Source organism: Rummeliibacillus sp. BSL5 (assembly GCF_052928305.1).
On sequence record NZ_JAVGCV010000001.1, the window covers coordinates 1,846,155 to 1,865,004 of the forward strand.

The following is an 18,850-nucleotide window of genomic DNA, read 5'->3' on the forward strand; positions in this document are numbered from 1 at the left end:
ATAGGATTTATTCATAAAGGTGATACACGGAATCGAACCGTGGTGTAAAGGTTTTGCAGACCTTCGCCTTACCTCTTGGCTATATCACCATTCTTACTTACCTTATATAAAGAAACGCATATCACCTTATTCACAACCATAATTTTAAGAAACATAAAGAAATGGATCACCCATTACCATCAAACTATACATACTCTGCAATCAGCTATTCATTATGTAGAAACCTTCTAAATAAGGAATTCAAATTTGTTTTAATAAGGGTGTTATGGGATTTGTAGTTAGAATGTTATAATAAATGTAACTTTCAAACTTAAAGGAGTGTAAAATCAATAATGAGGATATTAAAATGGGCTATAGGCTTATGTCTTGCCCTTTTATTAACAGGTTGTTTTGGCGAAAATTACGATTTCTCTCCCCCAACTGTTTCACTAGTAGATCCCAACAACATTAGTGAAGAGACAGAATTAGCAAAAGCAAATGTTAAATGGGATTATGATAAAAAATATAATAAAAAAACGGACGATATTAATTCCTTGGCCCAGAAACAAGAACCAATAAAACTTAAGAGTGGCCAACAAGTTGACTTTTTGATTGAAGACGGCCATTTTGATCCCGACGGTATAAGTATCGTACTTTCAAAGAACCAACAAAAGATTGATTTAGAGGTCAAAAATGAACAAACATTTAGTGTACCAAAAGAAAAAGGCGAATATTTGATTGAAGTTAATCTTAATTCAGATAAAGGAAAGGCTCAATATGTGGGGGAAATCATTATTCAATAAAATATCAAATACTATCCTTATACTGAAATTCATCTCCTACATTGAATATAAAACATTGTACGAATAATATACAATGCCGTTATCTCTGATTTTGTATGCTTGAGCAAATAAAAAAATGGTTCCTAACATCAAAATTGATGTATAGAACCATTTTTATTTACCGTTTCATCGACTTATTAACATTATAGATTCTTTGAATACTAGCATACAAAGCAGAATGCTGACTCAACGAGTATCTTAGCCTTGGCAAAAGGAGCAGCTTGGGCGCAATCACATAATTGTTGATCGCAATAGCAATGCGGGTAACCTACGCCATAGGTGTTGTAGCAACAATCATGTGTTTTACAGCAGTTATCCAGACCATTTACTCCACTTTTTGTACTCTTACATGCAGGGTATCCTCCACATGAATCACCACAATAAATATAGCCGCCTGCAATACAACCTTTAATTGGACTCTGAGCATCAACTTGTCCGACTAATTGACCTGGCTCATAATTTTCATCGTAGTTAAATTCTTCTTCAAATTTTTCATTTGCTTCTGCCGACATCTCTACTGCTTCTTCATCAAATTCATTTTTGATAACAGAAACAACATTGTCATCACTTGCCCTCATAACTGTTTGTAGAATTTTTTCTGGTTCTTCAATGCTGTTATGATTAAGTGTTCCTACAAAAAAATCATTCGTTGTTTCAAGATCTCCATTTAAGTATCGTGTAATATACCGAATGTTAACTTTATCACTAAATTGCAGTACCAGTGCTTTAGCAGTGATTACTTGCTCCCCTTTTGTCGTATCAAATTTTAAGGCTTGAATCACTTCCGCTTTTTCTGTATCGAAATCTAATTCACTGTATCTTTTAATTTCCCTCATTAAATTTTGAAACTTTTGTTTCTGTTTAAAGCTGCTTATTAAAGCTGTAATCTCTTCTTGGTTTAAATGATATCCAACTTCCATTTGTTGGACCTCCTTTTATTTTTAATTTGCCAGCTGACAATATATAAAGAAAAGGAATACGTCTAATTTACAACCACAGGATGAAATTTCAGTTTAATCAAAAGTAACGATAGATTTACAGAGTCTAAAACTTATCAAGCCTAATGTAAGATTGATGATAAATATATTGATTACAGTAGAAAAACTCATTGGAGTGTGTAAATTAAAATAAAATGCATGATATAATAATCGGTTAGCACCAAATGTTGCTAATTCTATTGATAGATAAAGAGCCATTAAAGATATGGTAATACTAATGTCAGATATAATCATAAAAAGAAACAAAAATATACTGCTAAACAACAGTATTTGAGATAACAGTAAAGAGAAGCCTACTAATACATTGAAATCCTCATAAATAGTCTTTAATGAAAGGCAAAGTATTAATAATAAAATACTATATAGGCCGAAATAAATGAAAAAAATACTTTGTACCAAATCATCGTAAATTGTTAGAAGAAAAGAAGTATGTCTTGTCCCAAAAAGATCATAAAAAAGAAAAAGCACAAAAATACTAAAAAGGGGAACAAAAACAATTTGAATTAAAAGAAAGATAGTATTTGCACTCTTAAAAATATCAGCCATTATCACGATGAAAAAAATCAAAAACATTATAGCGATGATACTTAATAAAGATTGGACTGATATTGACTTTATCCTGATAATTTTAGACATTATAATCCCCTTCCAATAAATTTATGTAACCACTTAAAAAGTCTGCTTCTACTCTATTAAAGCAATTATTATTTAATGGATTATTGGTAACCAATCTAACCTTTACTTGATTACTATCCAATGGTTCGACCCGAACTAACCTTCCCATCGAGTTTGCGCTATTCAATTCCGACCTATTTATAATGCCTTCGTAGGTTGTATTAGATGTTTTTGAGATTAGTTGATTAATATCCCCGTCATATATTTTTTTACCTTCTTTAATTACGAGCAAATTATCACATATCGATGCTATATCTTCTGGAATATGGGAAGATATTATAATCTCCACCTCATCTTTCAGACTCAGCAAAGACTCCCTTAGTTTAATTGCTTCAATAATATCTAAACCTGTAGTAGGTTCATCGATTATTAAATAATCCGGTTTATTTAAGAGGGCCTGAACAATACCAACTCTTTGTAAAGTTCCCCCTGATAGTTTTTTTAATTTAACATCTCGATAAAGTTCTAAATTCATTTGATCTATTAACTGTTCAATATAGACTTTATGGTAAGATTTTTTTAAAGATGCTATTAATTCAATGACTTGGATTACAGTCAAGTTAGGATAGATATTAAAGTTTTGAGGTAAATAGCCAATTTTCACTTTCTGATTATTATTGTTATAAGTAATTATTGATTTGCTATCCGCTTTCTGAACAGAAGCAATAATCTCCATAAGAGTTGTTTTGCCAGCACCGTTCGGACCAATTATTCCTGTAATCCCGCTTAATTCTGCATTAATATTATCTAGTATTACTTTCCTTCTTATCGTTTTAGATAAATTACTTATTTTTATCATTAGGAACCTCCTATTATTTTAAGATTCTTATATACTAAACAAATGGACCATTAATTAAATTAATGGTCCATCTTGTTTTAATGTTTTACCAACTAGTGTCTAGTGATTGCACTTGTACATTTCCCATACCTAAAGGTGAAAGTGTTGAAGCTTGGGCATAATAGGTGGATGCTTCAGAAATAGAAACTGTAGAAGAAAAACTTCCTCTAGAAAACATATTCTTATTCCAAGTTGTTGGATCTGGTAGCAATGTAACAGATTTTTTAATTGTTGCACTAAAGGTTGGTTCAGAACCTGCAGTATCATTTTTTGCAGTAACCTTTGCTTTTCCATCCCAAATATTTACGTTGTCGCCAATTGCTTTACTAGCAAAGTTTAATTTAGCAGTTGAATATTTATCCATTGCCGCAAATGCATTGATCCCCATAAGCATACTCATTAAAAGTACCCCTGACATAATAATCTTTTTGACATTTAACTTTTCTAAAACCATTGTCATACCTATTCCTCCTCATCATTTTTAAATTAATGCATTAATTTGTATCAGCTGACATTATATAAAGAAAGGGATAGAGCTATTATTACAACCTTATTTTTAAAATTGATGTATATTTTAGGACTAATATAAAAAAGAGAAAATCCTTTAGGATTTTCTCTCTTTTAGTAAGCTCTCTTTGATTAAAGACCGGATTTGTTTCCAGTCATCTTCTTCATTATCGCATATAAGATATTTCCACTTTTTTAAGAATTCATTTGAAAGTCGCTCTCTAAGATTTATTAGATCCTTTAATATTTTTTGTTCATTTGATGTCAAAGCACTATGAATGGATTCAAGGTAAAAATAAAATAATGACTCTGCTGCATGAGACTTGTTACTGATTTTGAAGCCTACAAAACTATTAAAAATTAGCCAATTTATTCTTTGTTTTTCAGTTAAGCTATTGTATTCATTAAAAGCACTGTCTATCTGAAAGGGAATCCCCTGTTCAATAGGTATCACTCTTGTAAATTTACTGGGATCCATATGGATAATAAGATTAGTTCCATCCCCAATAGAGTGTGGATTTATGCCAGAAACCAAGGGATCCATAGTAGGGAGCAATATAATTCTCTGGGGTATTTTGTTTTTTGTTTTTAAAAGACGATTGTATCTTTGTAGGTCTTCTTTGTATTGAGTAACATACTGTTTAAACTCTTCTTTATAAGGGAACCAAGAGCTAGGATAAACCACTTCCATATTATTATCATGTTTATCCGTCAGTTTTCCGGTAATTAAAGTAACACCTTTAGCTACACCATAGTATCTCCCTTTCCCCTGATATCGTAAATTCGTAAAATAACGTCTCTGGTTATCCCGGAGTATCAGGCTATACTCTATATTAGGCGAATTGTTAATCGCAGCAGCTGTAACTCCCTGATTAAATAAATAGTGGGTAGGCATTCTTTGATTACTAGGAATCCAAGTAAAATTATGAGGGAGATAAACGACATCCCCAATTGATGGATTTCTCAGAGAGCCATTGCCCGAATAAGTAAATTTCAATGTATTTATTTTTTTCTTGTTAATTTCAGAAAGATTCACGTATATATAATCACCGGTTTGATAATATTTTACCGGTTTACCATTATCTAAAGAAATATTCTTTATTTTAAAGCCCTTATATAAAGTAAAAGCTATGTTAGGATCTTTTACATTAGAAATTTGAAGTTTTGCCGTTACGGAAAATAAGTTTGTGTTTTGTATACTCAAATTAACTTTATCAATTCTATAATCAAAGTATTTTTGTTTTGGGGTGCTTTCTAAATTTCTATAATATTCGTATTCCTTTGCTAGAGTAGGTATATCTTGTAATTGTTTTTTTGAATAATGATATGGAATAGAGCTGTAACACAACAATAAAACAAACACTAAGATAATACTGAATTGCTGAAATCTCCATTTTTTCAAAAAGATAATCTGTAAAATAACAATTAAAATTAAGGTGAGCAATAACATGCCTTTTTTATACCAATCAAATTCAAAGCTAAATAATGAATTATATAACTCATCAACTTTAGATACACCTAAATTTATATTTTGTAGCCAATTGGCTACCTCTATTAATTGTGAGTTAACAAGCAAATTATTTAAAAAGTTTAGATTTGTAGGTGAGAGAAGTGCCCAAACAATAAATATGCACACGTAAACTATTTTGCTAGAGAAACTCAATCCAAAAATATAGCCTATAAGGGCACTTATAATAAAAGGCAACCACCAATAATACAAAAAGAACAGTGAACTCTCTTTTACAAAAGAGTTAGTAGGGTCTATACAGTGATAATAAATGTTAGTACTTATGATAAAAGTTAAAACAAACAGTAAGGATAAAATAAATAAAAAGGATATATTAATACAATGTAATTTTCTCATTTCTTTATTTGCTACTTGATATAGCGAGCTTGTTAGATTCTTAGTGGCTAATTGATATCCTATCAACAGAAAAAACAACATACCCGACTGGATTAAAAAGCTTGAAAATTGTAAAGCATTACCTGGATCTTTCGCTTTATATAGCAATGTATATTCAATGAGTCCCCCATAAAGTAATAAACTAACTAACCCTATTAACAATAAATACTTATGCATCTTTAAATTACTAGCTGTTAATACTGTTAATACTTTTAAAACCTTCAATCTTCTCATCCTTTCTAACACAGCATAATAATTAATAAAGAGGAAAACGTTGATGAAATAACAACCCTTTAATATAGAAAAAAGCAGATAGAAATAAATTTTCTACCTGCTAAAATATAAATTAAGAAATATTAAGTTCAGTTATTATCTCTTTTTTATTAAACCCTACAATCTTTGAAACAATTATATTATTAATTTTTTTAATGATATAAGGTGTAGCTCTCCCTCCTAGTTGACTGAATTCTTCGTACACTTCAATACTTTTATGGATATTTATCTCTTTATAATTCACTTTCTTTTCTTCAAGAAAGCTTACGAGATTTTCGCAATATATACAATTTGGTTGAGTATAGACAATGATTTCCATACAAAATTTCCCTCCGTTTTATTATAGAAATTATGATTACATGTAATTTACAGCTCTTCACATAGCTCTTTTATTTTCTATTTTTCTTTTCAAATCATAAAACCCCGGTGTTTCCTCTACTTGATATCCATGAATATATTTAATAAGTGTATATTTTAATTCTTGTGCTAAATCTTCTCGATTTTCATAGCTTGTAAGCGAAAGAGATTTTTTTAATTTAGGTTCAAATAAATCAATTAATGATTGCATTGCATGTTTGCTTTCTTGTGATTCTTTTACTAACTCATATAAGAATACTGTCATCTATTAATTCCTCCTTGTTTCTTTAATAACTTGTCCTAGTTCTGTTATAGCTGCTTCTAAATTTTCTATTTTCTTTTCAAAACGAACGAATAAGTACATTGTTATGGCTATAGGAAACCCAAAGTTCCCTAAAATAACAATCCATTCAGGGATTTCTGTCATTTGCTATTTTTCCCTCCTTTAAAAGACTGTATTATATTCTGAATTGCTTTTTTTCTAGTCTTAGAAACAGATTGCTGAGATTTGTTCAGTATCTTCCCAATTTGGGTGTCTGAGAGTCCGTTTACGAATGCTAAATTGATTATTTCCTTTTGCTTTTCCGTTAACTTCTCAACCGCTGAGCATAACTGTGGATCTTCGAGATAATCCAAAATACTTTCTTTTTGTATAATATGATCAATATGAATTTGCGCTTTTTCATCAGTAATTAAATCTTTAAAGGTGCCATCTTCATCATTTCCTAAAGGTCTATCAACAGTTAGAGGGTGTCGTTGTTGAATCTTTCTATGTTTTTTATCAAAATTGACTGCATTAAAATATATAGCTGTTGAGATAAAAGAAATAAACCGAATATGAAAATAAAACTTCCTAAAGGCATTGTCTAATTTTTTCTCATTTTCAATAGTTGGATTACATATAGCAGTAACAAATAAATCCTCATGGTCCTTATTTTTAAGAAAGGAAAGAACAATATTATTTTTTAAAAACTCCTCATTATCCAACTTGAACTTTTGAAGGGCATCCGTACAATATCCTTCTGTCATGTTAAATTCCATAATAATTACCTCCACACCTACGCAAAAAGAGAATGTATGTTCTATTTTTGGTTGTAAAAAAATGACTAGCAATGTATAGTCATAAATAGGTTTATTCTACTTTTTGTCTGAATATTTACTTTTTAATTATACCATTTTTTACAATAAAATCTAATGCTTTTCGTAAAATTCTTTTATTTTTTTAGAGGTTGAGGCTGTTTTTTCTACAAGCTCTATTAAGTATTCTCTCTGCTCTTCTGGGCATTTATCCAAGCACTGAGTTAAGTATGCTTGTGTTTTCCTAGATTCACAATAGCATTTAACAAACAATTCTTTAATTGTTAAGGAATCATTCATCTGATTTCCTCCTTTCTTTTAAAAGGTTTTTTAGATAAAGATAAAATATTTATATTATAATTATTTAATTCTCTATTCTCTGTATGTAGCATTAGAATGTCATAAATTTCTTGTTCACTTAACCTTTTATTTTGTTTATATTCATGCTCTTCAATCAGTAAACCTAACGCTCCTGCTACATGTGGTACAGCCATTGAAGTACCTGATAAAATCGCATATTGTTGATTTAGAAATGTTGAATACACATTAACTCCAGGAGCATAGAGATCAACATACTCATTTGTATTTGAGAAATGTGCTATTTTTTGATTCTGATCAATTGCCCCAACCTCAATCACTTCTTCATAAGCTCCTGGATATCGATATTCATTCGTACTAAATTCTCCATCACCATCATTTCCTGAAGCTACTACAACTGATATTCCATTATTTATCGCTCTCTTTACAGCGTTGTGGAGCTCCGTCGAAGATTGCTTTGTACCAAGTGATAGAGATATGATTCTAACTCTTTCATTATTTGGTCCACGCCAATTTGAAGCATAGTCAAGAGACTTAATTAGATTATCAATAGATCCACCGCCAACAGAATTTAGTACTTTTAAAATTAATAATTTGGATTTGAATGATATACCTATAACTCCTTTATTATTTTGCGCAGCTGCTATCACACCTGCTGCATGGGTGCCGTGACCGTTCGTATCATTATAATTTTCAGGATTCCCATAATGCTCAGTCGTAAAATTATAGCCATCAATTATCGCTTCAGATAAATCTGGGTGACTACTATCACAACCCGTATCTATAACAGCAATGACTACCTCTTGCCCAGAAAACCCCCTTTTCCATTTTGTTTGAGCACCTATTTCTAGAATGTTCGTTGGGATAACTTCTTCCATATTACTCATAGAAACTAATGCTTCATCCGGTATTAATTTAACTTCTGTATCTTCCATAGAAAGACTCCTTTTATTAGCTTTTGTAGAATAAAGAAATATGATTAAAGTATTCTACAACCTTTTTATCCAGTAATTTTAATAATTAGAGCATTTATAGATTACTTAAACACAAAAAAACCAGAAGAACTGACTTAATCAGCGCTTCTGGTTTCTTTTTTTATTCATATTTGCCCTGCTTCTGCTGTGGATATAAATTAATCCAATAATTCTTTTGCTAATAGTGTGTAGCTTTGTTTTCGGCTTTCGATGCTGAATTGGTTACAATTGAACATCGCTTCGTCAAATCCATATTGCTCTTGATCTCGGCGAATAATATCGCCTACTTCCTTCGGTGTTCCGACTAGATGCAATTTGCGATTTTCTTCAATCATCATTTTGTCCATTTCAGTCAATGGATAGTCTTTTGCTTCTTCTGGTGACAAGGTTTGGATTAAGTTGCCTTGCATCAGCTGTAGTCTAGAAATATCAATCGGCATTGCTAAGAATTCTGCTTCTTCTTTTGTTTCCGCTACAGTTGTCGCATATGTCACCAAAATTTCTGGTGTTTCCATAAAGTATGAAGGCTCGAAATTAGCGCGATATGTGTCGAAGATTTCTCTCGTCATTCCACCATTGAAGAATTGAGCAAAGGAGTAACCCATTCCCATGCGACCTGCTCGTACGGCACTATTACCAGTCGAGCCTAATAACCATGCTTCAGGAAGTTCTACGCGCGCTGGTGTCGCCACGACTGAATCGTAGACAGAGATGCCTGATTTTTGATCGTTCATCAACTTAAGTGTTGTTTCAATTTCTTTATATTGATCCGTCATCTCAGGTCGTTTACCTTTTGCCATCGCATAAATAGCATAAGTATCCCCGCCTGGTGCGCGTCCAACGCCAAAGTCGATGCGGCCAGGTGACAGTGCGCTTAATGTTTTGAACACTTCCGCTACTTTTAATGGTGAGTAATGCATCATCATGATGCCGCCTGTGCCGATACGAATACGGTTTGTTTTAGCAGCCAAGTGAGCCGCTGTTACTTCAGGCGCAGAGCTTGCAAGCGATTGCCCGTTATGATGCTCTGCCATCCACATACGGTGATAGCCTAGCTCTTCGCCAAGAATCGCCAATGTTTCGCTGTTTTTTAAAGCCTGTGCCGGTTTAGCCCCTTTTGGAATCGGCGCTTGATCTAGAATAGAGAGTCTCATGTTACTCATCCTTCCTTTTTTCATCTATCTGTGTAAATGTGATATTTATACGTCATAATGCTAGCGGAAGTTTAAGGGGATGTAAAATGATTGGATTGGTGAGGAGGTTAAGATAATAAATTGTTCATAATTAAAATAGGTGTTGCTAAATAGTTCTACTTATCATAATATATATAATAATTTTAATTCTAAAGAAGCACTGATAAGGACATGAATCACTTTTACGGTTTACAGAGAGGGAAGTTTTGCTGAAATCTTCCTAACGCAGGAGAGTAATTTACCACCTTTGAGCTGTATCGGGGAATCTAGTATCCGGTACCGTCTATGCTACGTTACAGCACCAAAGCCATAAGTTGTTTTCTAACTTATGGGAAGTTGGGTGGAACCACGGGTTAAAACGTACTCGTCCCTTTATTAGGGATGCGTGCGTTTTTTTGTATTTAACGGAGGATTCCATTGATTGGCATGAAAAATTCAAAAGCGATGATAAGGACAGGAATTATTTTTACGGTTTACAGAGAGGGAAGTTTTGCTGAAATCTTCCTAGCTTAGGAAAATAATTTACCACCTTTGAGCTGTATTGGGGAATGTAGTATCCAATACCGTCTATGCTACGTTACAGCATCAGAGCCATAGGCTATTCTTTAGCGTATGGAAAGTTGGGTGGAACCACGGGTTAACAACACACTCGTCCCTTGTTTAGGGATGCGTGTGTTTTTTTATTATAAAAATAGGAGTGTTTAACATGATGAATGATCAATTTATACAAATTCAATTTCCAGATGGCAAACAACAGCAATACGAACGAGGCCTAACACTAACAGATATTGCCAACTCCATTAGCCCCAGTCTTTCTAAAAAGACAATTGTCGGTTATGTAAATGGGATACCTACAGATGTAGCACGTCCGATTACAGAAGATGCACAGATTTCCTTATATGATGCAGCTTCAAAAGAAGGAATAGCAGTGGTTCGCCATTCAACAGCCCACTTATTGGCGCACGCATTAAAACGCATATATCCTTCTATTCATTTTGGAATTGGTCCTGTCATTGAAGATGGTTTTTATTATGATGTGGAGCTGGATTCCCCTATCACTCCAAGTGATTTACCTCAAATAGAAAAGGTCATGAAACAAATCATTAATGAAAACGTGCAGATAAATCGAAAGGAAGTTTCACGCGAGAAAGCTAAGCAATTATTTGCGCATGATCCATTAAAACTTGAGTTGTTAGAAGACATTCCACAGGATGAAACAGTTACTGTTTATGAACAGGGTGACTTTTATGATTTATGCCGGGGTCCCCATATACCTTCTACAGGTAAGATCCAGCATTTTAAATTAACAAAAGTGTCTGGGGCATATTGGCGAGGCGATAGTAATAATAAAATGCTTCAACGCATCTATGGTGTCGCTTTTGCAACAAAGGATGAGCTACGTGACTATTTCGTCTTTCTAGAAGAAGCAGAAAAGCGAAATCACCGTAAACTTGGAAAAGAGCTTGAGTTATTCATGTTCTCAGAGGAAGCACCCGGCATGCCTTTCTATTTGGCAAATGGCCAGATTATACGGAATGAGCTCGAGTCCTTTTTACGAAATTTACAGGCTGAGTATGATTATAAAGAGGTGCGGACTCCACTCATGATGAATCAGAGATTGTGGGAGCAATCCGGTCACTGGGATCACTACAAAGAAAACATGTACTTTACACAGGTTGATGAACAAAGCTTTGCCTTAAAACCGATGAACTGTCCTGGACATATGCTCATTTTCAAAAATGAACGACATTCCTATCGTGATTTGCCTATTCGCATGGCGGAATTCGGGCAAGTTCATCGACATGAATTCAGCGGTGCTTTAAATGGATTATTACGCGTTAGATCATTTTGCCAGGACGATGCTCATATTTTCGTTACACCAGAACAGATTGAAGACGAAATTACTCTTGCATTAAAGATCATCGACCATGTGTATAAAGTATTCGGGTTTGAATACGAAATAGAATTATCAACACGCCCAGAAGATTCAATGGGAAGCGAGGAACTTTGGAATCGTGCTGAAACAGCTTTAGAAAACGTACTAAATAACTTGGGGTACCCTTACAAAATCAATGAGGGTGATGGTGCGTTTTATGGTCCCAAAATTGATATTCACATTAAAGATGCCATTCAACGCAGCCATCAATGTGCTACAGTACAGCTCGACTTCCAGCTACCAGAGAAGTTTGATTTAACATATATAGACAAACAAAATGAAAAAGCTCGTCCGGTGGTCATTCATCGCGCAGTATTCGGTTCCATCGATCGTTTCTTAGGCATTTTAATTGAACATTTTGCAGGAGCCTTCCCTGTTTGGCTCGCTCCTACACAGGTACAAATTGTCCCCGTTTCTCAGGTGCACCTAGATTATTGCTTAAAAATCCAATCTCAGCTAAGACAATTAGGAGTACGAGTTAAAATTGATGAAGACGAAGAAAAATTAGGCTATAAAATAAGAAGAGCACAGATGCAAAAGATTCCTTATATTATTGTGCTTGGTGAAGAAGAGTTAAAAGAAAACGCAGTAAATGTTCGAAAGCACGGCGAAAAACAATCAATCAGTATGCCGTTTAAGGATTTTAAAAAGAATATTGTAAAGCAAATAAATGAACGCAGCATTTAAAACAAACAAGGGAGAACCTAATATTGGTCCTCCCCTTGTTAATTTACTTATTTATATTTTTAATGACAGCCATTTCTTTTCCAAAGCGATCCCATGATTGCTGAACGGGCGAGTATCTTCGGGACTTAAATTGTACTTTTTGGGGAGTAAACTTCTAGAGGGCGGTTGTTAAATGAGTATGAACGGTAGTAAATGTGTCCTCAGTGATGGTAAATCAACAGAGAACGATGGTAAGCATTGAAGCTAGGCATTGTGGCTATTAGTCGATATTTGCATAATAAATTTTCAACTGCAATAGTTGGCCATAATTTAGCATTCACTATATTTTACAAGTATGCTTTTCTTTTGTGTATATTTATTTGATGTTTGTAATATTGTCAGCCATTTTACACAGGTTTCTTCATATTATATACTCGTTTAAACAATTGAGTTTGGGAGTGATTTTTATGTTGATTAAACCTTTTGCACCCACCCATTATTTAGATTCCTTGCGAAAACTGAGTGATCGGTTATCAGCGACTCATCCTTTGAAACAGGAATTGGAGAGGCAATGGAGAAATATAGAAGCTGGCGATTTAGGAGAGAAAATTATAGTTGATACTCTTGGTCAGTTGCATTCACCTGAAAAGTATTATGTATTTCATAACTTATCTCTTGTATTGGAATCTAAAATACAAATAGATATTTTGCTGTTAACTACAAATTTTGCAGTTGTGTTTGAGGTAAAGAATATCAAAGGAACGATAGAATTAAGACAAAATCCTCGACAATTGGTGCGCCATTTATCAACAGGTGAAACACATGCATTTCCTAGTCCAGAACCCCAACTGGAAGAATACACCCACCAACTTCAAGTATTCTTTTTACACAATTATATCAATCTCCCCATTTACGGCGCGATAGTTTTTCCTTTTTCCTCAAGCTACATTGAACTAACTTCATCAGCTAATACTATTCTTTTGAAAAATGATATTAAACCCTATATTCGAAATATACCGGTACAAAAAGAGCCATTGTCACCCCTGCAGCTAGAAAAACTCGTCCAATCCTTATTGAAACAGCATACTGATTATAATCCTTATCCATTATTGCAGAGGTATAACCTTTCTAGAAAGGACGTTTTGAACGGTGTAGCTTGTCCTAACTGCCGTAAATTGCAAATGCGAAGAATAAATATGCATTGGTACTGTCCCTATTGCCATCACACAAGTCGCGATGCTCATGTCCAGGCTATCTATGACTATTTTTCATTGATTGATCCCTCTATTTCAAGTTTGGAATGCTATCAATATTTAGGCTTAGCGAATTCTCGGCAAGCCTACCGCTTATTAAGTCAGATGAAGCTTCAGAAGATAGGTAAGTATAAAGATGCGCGCTATATACCTACTTATCAATGATCTTCTTGCGCGTTGCTAATTTGATTTTGCTCGAAATACTACCTCTATTTAGGAGCAGCTTAGGACTTAAATTGCTCAATTTCGTGAGTTAACTAATGAAGAGCGGTGGTAAATCGGATGGGAGCGTCTGTAAAAGCTTTAGCAGCGGTTGTAAAATTGCAGGCAACGGCAGTAAATTTTAAATGTGTTAACTTTCTGAATTGCTATATAATACTAATCAAGAGAATGAAGCCAAATTATTCGGAGGGTCAAATGGAAACTGATTTGAATAAAGCATTAGATTTAAGAAAAAGTGGAGAGTATAAAGCATCTAATGAACTTCTTTTAAAACTCGTAATGACATATCCTGACGATGCTGTCTTAAGCTATCAATGCGCTTGGAGTTTTGACCTTTTAGGTGACGAAGTGAATGCTATTCCTTACTATGAAAAAGCTATTCAGTTGGGGTTACCTTCAAAGAATTTAGAAGAAGCATACATAGGCTTAGGCAGCTCCTATAGAACCTTAGGAGAATATGAAAAATCCAAAGATGTCTTTCTACAGGGAATCGAAGCTTTCCTAACTAGTCAGGTACTCAAAACTTTCTATTCTATGACGCTATATAATTTAAATGAACATAGCCAGGCAATGGAGATATTATTAAAGTGTTTAATACAGACGACTAATGATAAAGAAATTCTTAGTTACAAAAAAGCTATTGAATTATATGCTGGCCAATTAGATCGGATTTGGAAGTAAACAATTGCCATCCTTTTAGCATTTTAAAACATAAAAAAACTCCGCCTGTTTATAGGCGGAGTTTTCTCTAAAACTTCGTGATAATAGTAGAGCTAATCCAAGCTTTGGTTGTAGTGCCTGGAATGTAAAGCTGATACCATGTTGTGTTGCTTTCGTCTTTTTCAGTGACTGGTTTGTTTTTGCTGTCTAAGACGAGTTTGAAATACGTTTCGTCATTTAATTTAGTTAAGATTTTTGAATCTTTTGTTGTTGGTTTGTCGCGGACGTTGCAGCCGTCTCCGTTCGTAACAGCTAGGTTTAGGATATCGAGGCTTTCGCTGCTTACCCATGCCTGGTCTGTAGCTTGTCCGTTAGCATCTGTATATTGAATGCGGAACCAGCGCGCTTTAAATTTGCCGTTACTGTCTTTAATGTCCTTCACATCTGAATTATGGCCAAGCAGCGTAATGCTCTTGCCACTTGCTAATGTGCCAAGTTGACGTGTTGGCTGTGCATACGGCATTGAATAAACTTTCGTCGATGCATTCGTTGTTGCCTTAATGCCTTTATCAAATGTTTTAAAGATACTTGGCTGTGGCATATTGGCAGGAATAATATGATCGTATGTTTTATTCACTGGCGCCGGTACTATTGTGCTGATTGGCTGTGCAGCATAATAGCTAGAGTTGTATGGCTTCATTTCTTCCATAATGCGTGTAATGGTGCGTCCCCAGTTTTTATCTGTCGCGTAGCGAACATTCATGCCCGCCACATTAACACCATTATTATAGACGCCGCCAACTCTCAAATAATTTTGGTAAATTTTTTCTGCATAATAAGCAAGACCTTCTTTTCCTGAAGGGAAGTATAGCGCACATGTAAATGGCGCAGAATCATATGCTTGATAGCCAAAGAAGTTGTTTTTGTATTGAGAGATTTGCGAGCTTCCCCACCCTGTCTCAACGATAGCATGCGCAAACATAAATTGTGCGTTAATGCCATACTCTTTTTGAATTTCCAAGAAAGCCGGAATCATTTTGTAAAGAGTAGCGGAAGTGATCGCAGCACCTTTTTTCTTAATTAAGTAATTTTGCATTTCACTCTGTGTGATGTTTGATGTTTTGCGCAAGTTTTCTGCTATATAGTTATTGCCTGCTTGTTCAAGATTGATCCAAACTGTTTTACCGCCGATCGATCCTTGGTAGTACGTTTTGCCGTTTACCACTTCTACCTTTTTAGCAGTGAAAGCTTTCGCACGGTAGGCATCAAGTTTCTCATAGACAACGTTATTTGTATCTCCATCAGAGATATTATATGCTGAGCCGAAGCCAGTCAGGTATAACTTTAGATTTGTTGTGCTTGATGAGGTGATGTTTTTCAGATTCAGTTGGCCTTCTTCTACCCAGCCGATTGGTTTTGAATCGCGGCTAATTTGGTAGTAGGTTTTACTTTTGATAGTTGTCTTCTTATATACATAGAAGTTTTCCTTGCTATAGCTGCTTCCTAGTTCGGCATCTACTAACTTAGTTGGATCTTGATAGATTTTAGCCGTACTTTTTAAAGAGCCGATTTTTTCAACAGCAGTTGTTTCAAAAGAAGGATCTTCCTTTGGCGGCTCGACTGGTTTAGTTGGTTCAGTTGGTTTGGTTGGTTCTTCTGTTTTAGGTGGTTCGGTTGGCTTTGGTGTTTCAGGTTTTGGTTCACTTGTTGATGGTTTTGTTGTAGTAACCTGATTGTATTTAAGCCAGACCGTTTGGCCATTTAATTTGCCACTGTACCATACGTCATTGCCAACTTTTTCGGTTGTTTTTGGTTGGAACAGTGTATTTTTGTCTTTGGTGAGAGTTGTAAACATAACATTACGCTCGTCTCCCCAAGGTCTTGTATACGCTTTGCCATTTCCTTTCACATAACGTTTAGTTGTGCTATTTTTAGCAATAGTATGAGTTCTCGTAGTAATATCTTTCGATTTAACCCACCCAACAGTTGGTTTGCTCGGATCTTTGTAATTACTTATTAAAAAGTACGCTGTATCTTTGTAGATGGCTTTCTTATTTATATAAAATGTCAGGTGCAGCTGCTTAGCGCTTGTTGTCCCCTTTGTAGCTGTTGGTGATGGATAGATAATGGCTTTCGCTGTTTTAATTCTGCCAAGTCGGCTTGTTTTGCCTTGTTTTACTTTTGCTTTGACAGTCGTTTTAGCATCCGCTTGAATAGTAGGAATGGCCGTTGTAACAGTCGTTGCAAGGATAGCTGCAGAAATCATCGAAGCAGCTAATGTTTTGGGATTCGGCATATAAAACTTCCTTTCTAGTAAAATCATGGATTTTTACTAACTATATCATGATTTTTGTGAATTTAATAGATAGTAGATTGTGTCAAAATAAAAACGAGATTCCAGAGAAGGAACCTCGTTACTTTTTAGTTGAACATTTGCAGGTTAGAGCTTTTAATCCATAGTTTTTTTGTAGAGCCTGGTTTGTAGATTTGATACCATTTCACTTTTTTCTTGTCTGTTTTTGTAACATATTTATTATCTTTTTTGACCAACTTGATCAATGCATTCTTATTAACTGATGCCACTTGTGTGTACTTGTCGTTTTGAAGTGCAGTACGATTGTTGGTAAAGCCTAAATTCGAAACTGCAATTTGATCGCTTCTGAGCCAGCCTTGTTTGCCACTGTAGTCAATGCGATACCAGCGCACCATTTTACCTTTGGTATTTGTAAAATCACGGACATCTGTGTGGTAGGCCTTTAAAGTGATAGCCTTGCCTTTTTTGTAGGTGCCGTATTGTGCGGAGTAAACATAAGGCAGGCTGTAGATTTGGGCGCCTTCCGCTACATCCACTTTCGCTTTAATCGCATCCGGCATTGTTAGGAATTGATCCGGCTGTGGTTTCCCTACCGGAATGACGTTGTTGTACTCTTTTGGCTCTTTAAAAACAACTTTGCTTGCTGTTTTTTTACTATAATAGCTACTGCTATACGATTTCATTTGAGCCATTAAGTTTGCAATCTTGTCGCTCCATTCTGGGTCTGTCGCATACCGGACATTCATGCCAATTAGTGTCGGACCGTTGTAATATGCACCAGAGCTTGTTAGATAGTCTCGATAAATTTTATAGGCATATGCGCTAAGTCCAGCTTTGCCCGAGGGAAAGTATTTGGCACAGGTTAATGCACAGGTATCGTAGGCTTGATAACCAAAATAATTGTTTTTGTATTGGGAAATGGTTGAACTTCCCCAGCCTGTTTCAAGAATGGCATGCGCCAGCATAAATTGCGCATTAATGCCCGCTTCTTTTTGTAACGTAACGAAAGTCGGTGCTAGCTTGTACAATACATTATTGGGTAACTTCCCTTTACTGATTAAGAAGTTTTGCATTTCTTTCGCAGTAACGTTTGATGGTTTTCTAAGATTGAGTGCTGTATATGGATTTGTTTTAAGGGCACTCTGTGAAATCCACACCGTTTTATTGTTCAATGTACCCTTGTACCAAAGAGTACTGCCAATCTTTTCAATGCGTATAGCTTTGAATTCTTTTGCACGAGAGCTACTTAGTGATGATACTTTGTTCTTCGTTGTGCCCCATGGCATGTTATAGGAGTTGTGTGTCCCTGCTATGTATGCTGTTGTTTTCTTGGTGCTTTGCAGGATGCGTTTATGGCGTGTGATATCTTTTGTCGCTAACCAACCAACTTTAGTTTTGCCTTGTGTAAGCTGATAGTACGTTGTTTTGCCAATCTTTGTTTTTCTGTTGGCTTCATAAGTTTTACTCATACGTGTCTTTGCAGCTAGCTTGAAGCTTTTGAGCTTCGTTGGATTGCTATAAATTTTGGCTGACGTCGTTTTAATACGAGCAACTTCCTGAGTTTTCGTTGTCTTGTATGCAGTTTTTGCACCTACGGGTACTTGCATAGTGATAGTGATGCCGAGGATAAAAGTTAAGACTAGAAAAAATCCTTTTGCTGTTTGATTCATGAGTACTCCCTTCGGTGGATGTTTTAGATATGGCTATTGTAACCGAAAATGGAAGCTATTTAAACAGCAAGTAGTGACTTTTGTTGTTTGAAGAGGGAAAAAAGACTTAAATTATTCAATTTCGGTAGTAAATTTCCGGGGAACGGTTGTAAATCTGATGGCAACGGTTGAAAAACTCCTAGGAACGGTTATAAA

17 protein-coding genes, 1 tRNA gene and 2 other annotated features are annotated in these 18,850 nt (G+C 34.9%); of the genes, 4 read left to right on the plus strand and 14 right to left on the minus strand.

All coding sequences use genetic code 11. The annotated features are described in order from the left end of the window. Positions 1–17: 17 nt before the first annotated feature. Positions 18–89: transfer RNA gene (locus RCJ93_RS09130), tRNA-Cys, on the minus strand. A 243-nt stretch (positions 90–332) separates the two neighbouring features. Between RCJ93_RS09130 and RCJ93_RS09135 the strand changes: the two genes are divergently transcribed. Beyond that, positions 333–782 carry a hypothetical protein gene (locus RCJ93_RS09135; protein ID WP_446738892.1) on the plus strand — a complete coding sequence of 150 codons (450 nt, stop codon included), beginning with the start codon at positions 333–335 and terminating at the stop codon, positions 780–782. A gap of 200 nt (positions 783–982) precedes the next feature. On the opposite strand, the gene RCJ93_RS09140 is transcribed toward RCJ93_RS09135, so the two are convergent. From RCJ93_RS09140 to RCJ93_RS09190, 11 genes are all read right to left on the minus strand, one after another. After that, entirely contained in the window at positions 983–1,741 is a 759-nt protein-coding gene (locus RCJ93_RS09140) for a hypothetical protein (RefSeq protein ID WP_446738893.1), read from the minus strand. Positions 1,742–2,447: 706 nt separating this feature from the next. Next, positions 2,448–3,293, minus strand: a complete 846-nt coding sequence (locus RCJ93_RS09145) for an ABC transporter ATP-binding protein (protein ID WP_446738894.1) — start codon at positions 3,291–3,293, stop codon at positions 2,448–2,450. Positions 3,294–3,378: 85 nt separating this feature from the next. Next, positions 3,379–3,792, minus strand: a complete 414-nt coding sequence (locus RCJ93_RS09150) for a hypothetical protein (protein ID WP_446738895.1) — start codon at positions 3,790–3,792, stop codon at positions 3,379–3,381. 144 nt (positions 3,793–3,936) lie between these two features. After that, positions 3,937–5,967: a hypothetical protein gene (locus RCJ93_RS09155; RefSeq protein WP_446738896.1), complete on the minus strand. Its 2,031-nt coding sequence runs from the start codon at positions 5,965–5,967 to the stop codon at positions 3,937–3,939. 121 nt (positions 5,968–6,088) lie between these two features. Further along, positions 6,089–6,334, minus strand: coding sequence for a glutaredoxin family protein (locus tag RCJ93_RS09160; protein ID WP_446738897.1), 246 nt, complete (start codon positions 6,332–6,334; stop codon positions 6,089–6,091). Between the two features lie 57 nt (positions 6,335–6,391). Beyond that, positions 6,392–6,637 (minus strand): hypothetical protein, encoded by a 246-nt coding sequence (locus RCJ93_RS09165; protein WP_066791792.1) that lies wholly within the window; start codon positions 6,635–6,637, stop codon positions 6,392–6,394. Between the two features lie 3 nt (positions 6,638–6,640). After that, positions 6,641–6,799, minus strand: coding sequence for a YvrJ family protein (locus RCJ93_RS09170; RefSeq protein WP_084246991.1), 159 nt, complete (start codon positions 6,797–6,799; stop codon positions 6,641–6,643). Then, on the minus strand, positions 6,796–7,413 hold the full coding sequence (locus RCJ93_RS09175) for a sigma-70 family RNA polymerase sigma factor (protein WP_446738898.1): 618 nt from the start codon (positions 7,411–7,413) through the stop codon (positions 6,796–6,798). The genes RCJ93_RS09170 and RCJ93_RS09175 overlap by 4 nt, the downstream gene beginning before the upstream one ends. A 150-nt stretch (positions 7,414–7,563) precedes the next feature. Then, positions 7,564–7,749, minus strand: a complete 186-nt coding sequence (locus RCJ93_RS09180; RefSeq protein ID WP_446738899.1) for a hypothetical protein — start codon at positions 7,747–7,749, stop codon at positions 7,564–7,566. Next, positions 7,746–8,702, minus strand: a complete 957-nt coding sequence (locus tag RCJ93_RS09185; protein WP_446738900.1) for a S8 family peptidase — start codon at positions 8,700–8,702, stop codon at positions 7,746–7,748. The genes RCJ93_RS09180 and RCJ93_RS09185 overlap by 4 nt, the downstream gene beginning before the upstream one ends. A gap of 197 nt (positions 8,703–8,899) precedes the next feature. Next, on the minus strand, positions 8,900–9,895 hold the full coding sequence (locus RCJ93_RS09190) for an LLM class flavin-dependent oxidoreductase (protein ID WP_446738901.1): 996 nt from the start codon (positions 9,893–9,895) through the stop codon (positions 8,900–8,902). 190 nt (positions 9,896–10,085) lie between these two features. Then, positions 10,086–10,309 (plus strand) — a binding site (T-box leader). Between the two features lie 60 nt (positions 10,310–10,369). Beyond that, positions 10,370–10,594: a binding site (T-box leader), on the plus strand. Between the two features lie 49 nt (positions 10,595–10,643). On the opposite strand from RCJ93_RS09190, the gene thrS reads away from it, so the two are divergent. The 3 genes from thrS (at position 10,644) to RCJ93_RS09205 (ending at position 14,692) form a co-directional block, all read left to right on the plus strand. Further along, entirely contained in the window at positions 10,644–12,557 is a 1,914-nt protein-coding gene (thrS, locus tag RCJ93_RS09195; protein WP_446738971.1) for a threonine--tRNA ligase, read from the plus strand. A gap of 446 nt (positions 12,558–13,003) precedes the next feature. After that, positions 13,004–13,954 (plus strand): nuclease-related domain-containing protein, encoded by a 951-nt coding sequence (locus tag RCJ93_RS09200; protein ID WP_190323355.1) that lies wholly within the window; start codon positions 13,004–13,006, stop codon positions 13,952–13,954. Positions 13,955–14,206: 252 nt separating this feature from the next. Next, positions 14,207–14,692 (plus strand): tetratricopeptide repeat protein, encoded by a 486-nt coding sequence (locus tag RCJ93_RS09205; RefSeq protein WP_446738972.1) that lies wholly within the window; start codon positions 14,207–14,209, stop codon positions 14,690–14,692. A 67-nt stretch (positions 14,693–14,759) separates the two neighbouring features. On the opposite strand, the gene RCJ93_RS09210 is transcribed toward RCJ93_RS09205, so the two are convergent. Together RCJ93_RS09210 and RCJ93_RS09215 are read right to left on the minus strand one after the other, a co-directional pair. Then, positions 14,760–16,967 carry a glucosaminidase domain-containing protein gene (locus RCJ93_RS09210; RefSeq protein ID WP_446738902.1) on the minus strand — a complete coding sequence of 736 codons (2,208 nt, stop codon included), beginning with the start codon at positions 16,965–16,967 and terminating at the stop codon, positions 14,760–14,762. A gap of 125 nt (positions 16,968–17,092) precedes the next feature. Then, entirely contained in the window at positions 17,093–18,655 is a 1,563-nt protein-coding gene (locus RCJ93_RS09215) for a glucosaminidase domain-containing protein (RefSeq protein WP_150283486.1), read from the minus strand. Positions 18,656–18,850 lie beyond the last annotated feature (195 nt).

What these genes read in the sequence shown, in the direction of transcription:
- RCJ93_RS09135 (WP_446738892.1), top strand. Translation starts at nt 333, where the DNA reads ATGAGGATATTAAAATGGGCTATAGGCTTATGTCTTGCCCTTTTATTA.
- RCJ93_RS09140 (WP_446738893.1), bottom strand. Translation starts at nt 1,741, where the DNA reads ATGGAAGTTGGATATCATTTAAACCAAGAAGAGATTACAGCTTTAATA.
- RCJ93_RS09145 (WP_446738894.1), bottom strand. Translation starts at nt 3,293, where the DNA reads ATGATAAAAATAAGTAATTTATCTAAAACGATAAGAAGGAAAGTAATA.
- RCJ93_RS09150 (WP_446738895.1), bottom strand. Translation starts at nt 3,792, where the DNA reads ATGACAATGGTTTTAGAAAAGTTAAATGTCAAAAAGATTATTATGTCA.
- RCJ93_RS09160 (WP_446738897.1), bottom strand. Translation starts at nt 6,334, where the DNA reads ATGGAAATCATTGTCTATACTCAACCAAATTGTATATATTGCGAAAAT.
- RCJ93_RS09165 (WP_066791792.1), bottom strand. Translation starts at nt 6,637, where the DNA reads ATGACAGTATTCTTATATGAGTTAGTAAAAGAATCACAAGAAAGCAAA.
- RCJ93_RS09170 (WP_084246991.1), bottom strand. Translation starts at nt 6,799, where the DNA reads ATGACAGAAATCCCTGAATGGATTGTTATTTTAGGGAACTTTGGGTTT.
- RCJ93_RS09175 (WP_446738898.1), bottom strand. Translation starts at nt 7,413, where the DNA reads ATGGAATTTAACATGACAGAAGGATATTGTACGGATGCCCTTCAAAAG.
- RCJ93_RS09180 (WP_446738899.1), bottom strand. Translation starts at nt 7,749, where the DNA reads ATGAATGATTCCTTAACAATTAAAGAATTGTTTGTTAAATGCTATTGT.
- RCJ93_RS09185 (WP_446738900.1), bottom strand. Translation starts at nt 8,702, where the DNA reads ATGGAAGATACAGAAGTTAAATTAATACCGGATGAAGCATTAGTTTCT.
- RCJ93_RS09190 (WP_446738901.1), bottom strand. Translation starts at nt 9,895, where the DNA reads ATGAGACTCTCTATTCTAGATCAAGCGCCGATTCCAAAAGGGGCTAAA.
- thrS (WP_446738971.1), top strand. Translation starts at nt 10,644, where the DNA reads ATGAATGATCAATTTATACAAATTCAATTTCCAGATGGCAAACAACAG.
- RCJ93_RS09200 (WP_190323355.1), top strand. Translation starts at nt 13,004, where the DNA reads ATGTTGATTAAACCTTTTGCACCCACCCATTATTTAGATTCCTTGCGA.
- RCJ93_RS09205 (WP_446738972.1), top strand. Translation starts at nt 14,207, where the DNA reads ATGGAAACTGATTTGAATAAAGCATTAGATTTAAGAAAAAGTGGAGAG.
- RCJ93_RS09210 (WP_446738902.1), bottom strand. Translation starts at nt 16,967, where the DNA reads ATGCCGAATCCCAAAACATTAGCTGCTTCGATGATTTCTGCAGCTATC.
- RCJ93_RS09215 (WP_150283486.1), bottom strand. Translation starts at nt 18,655, where the DNA reads ATGAATCAAACAGCAAAAGGATTTTTTCTAGTCTTAACTTTTATCCTC.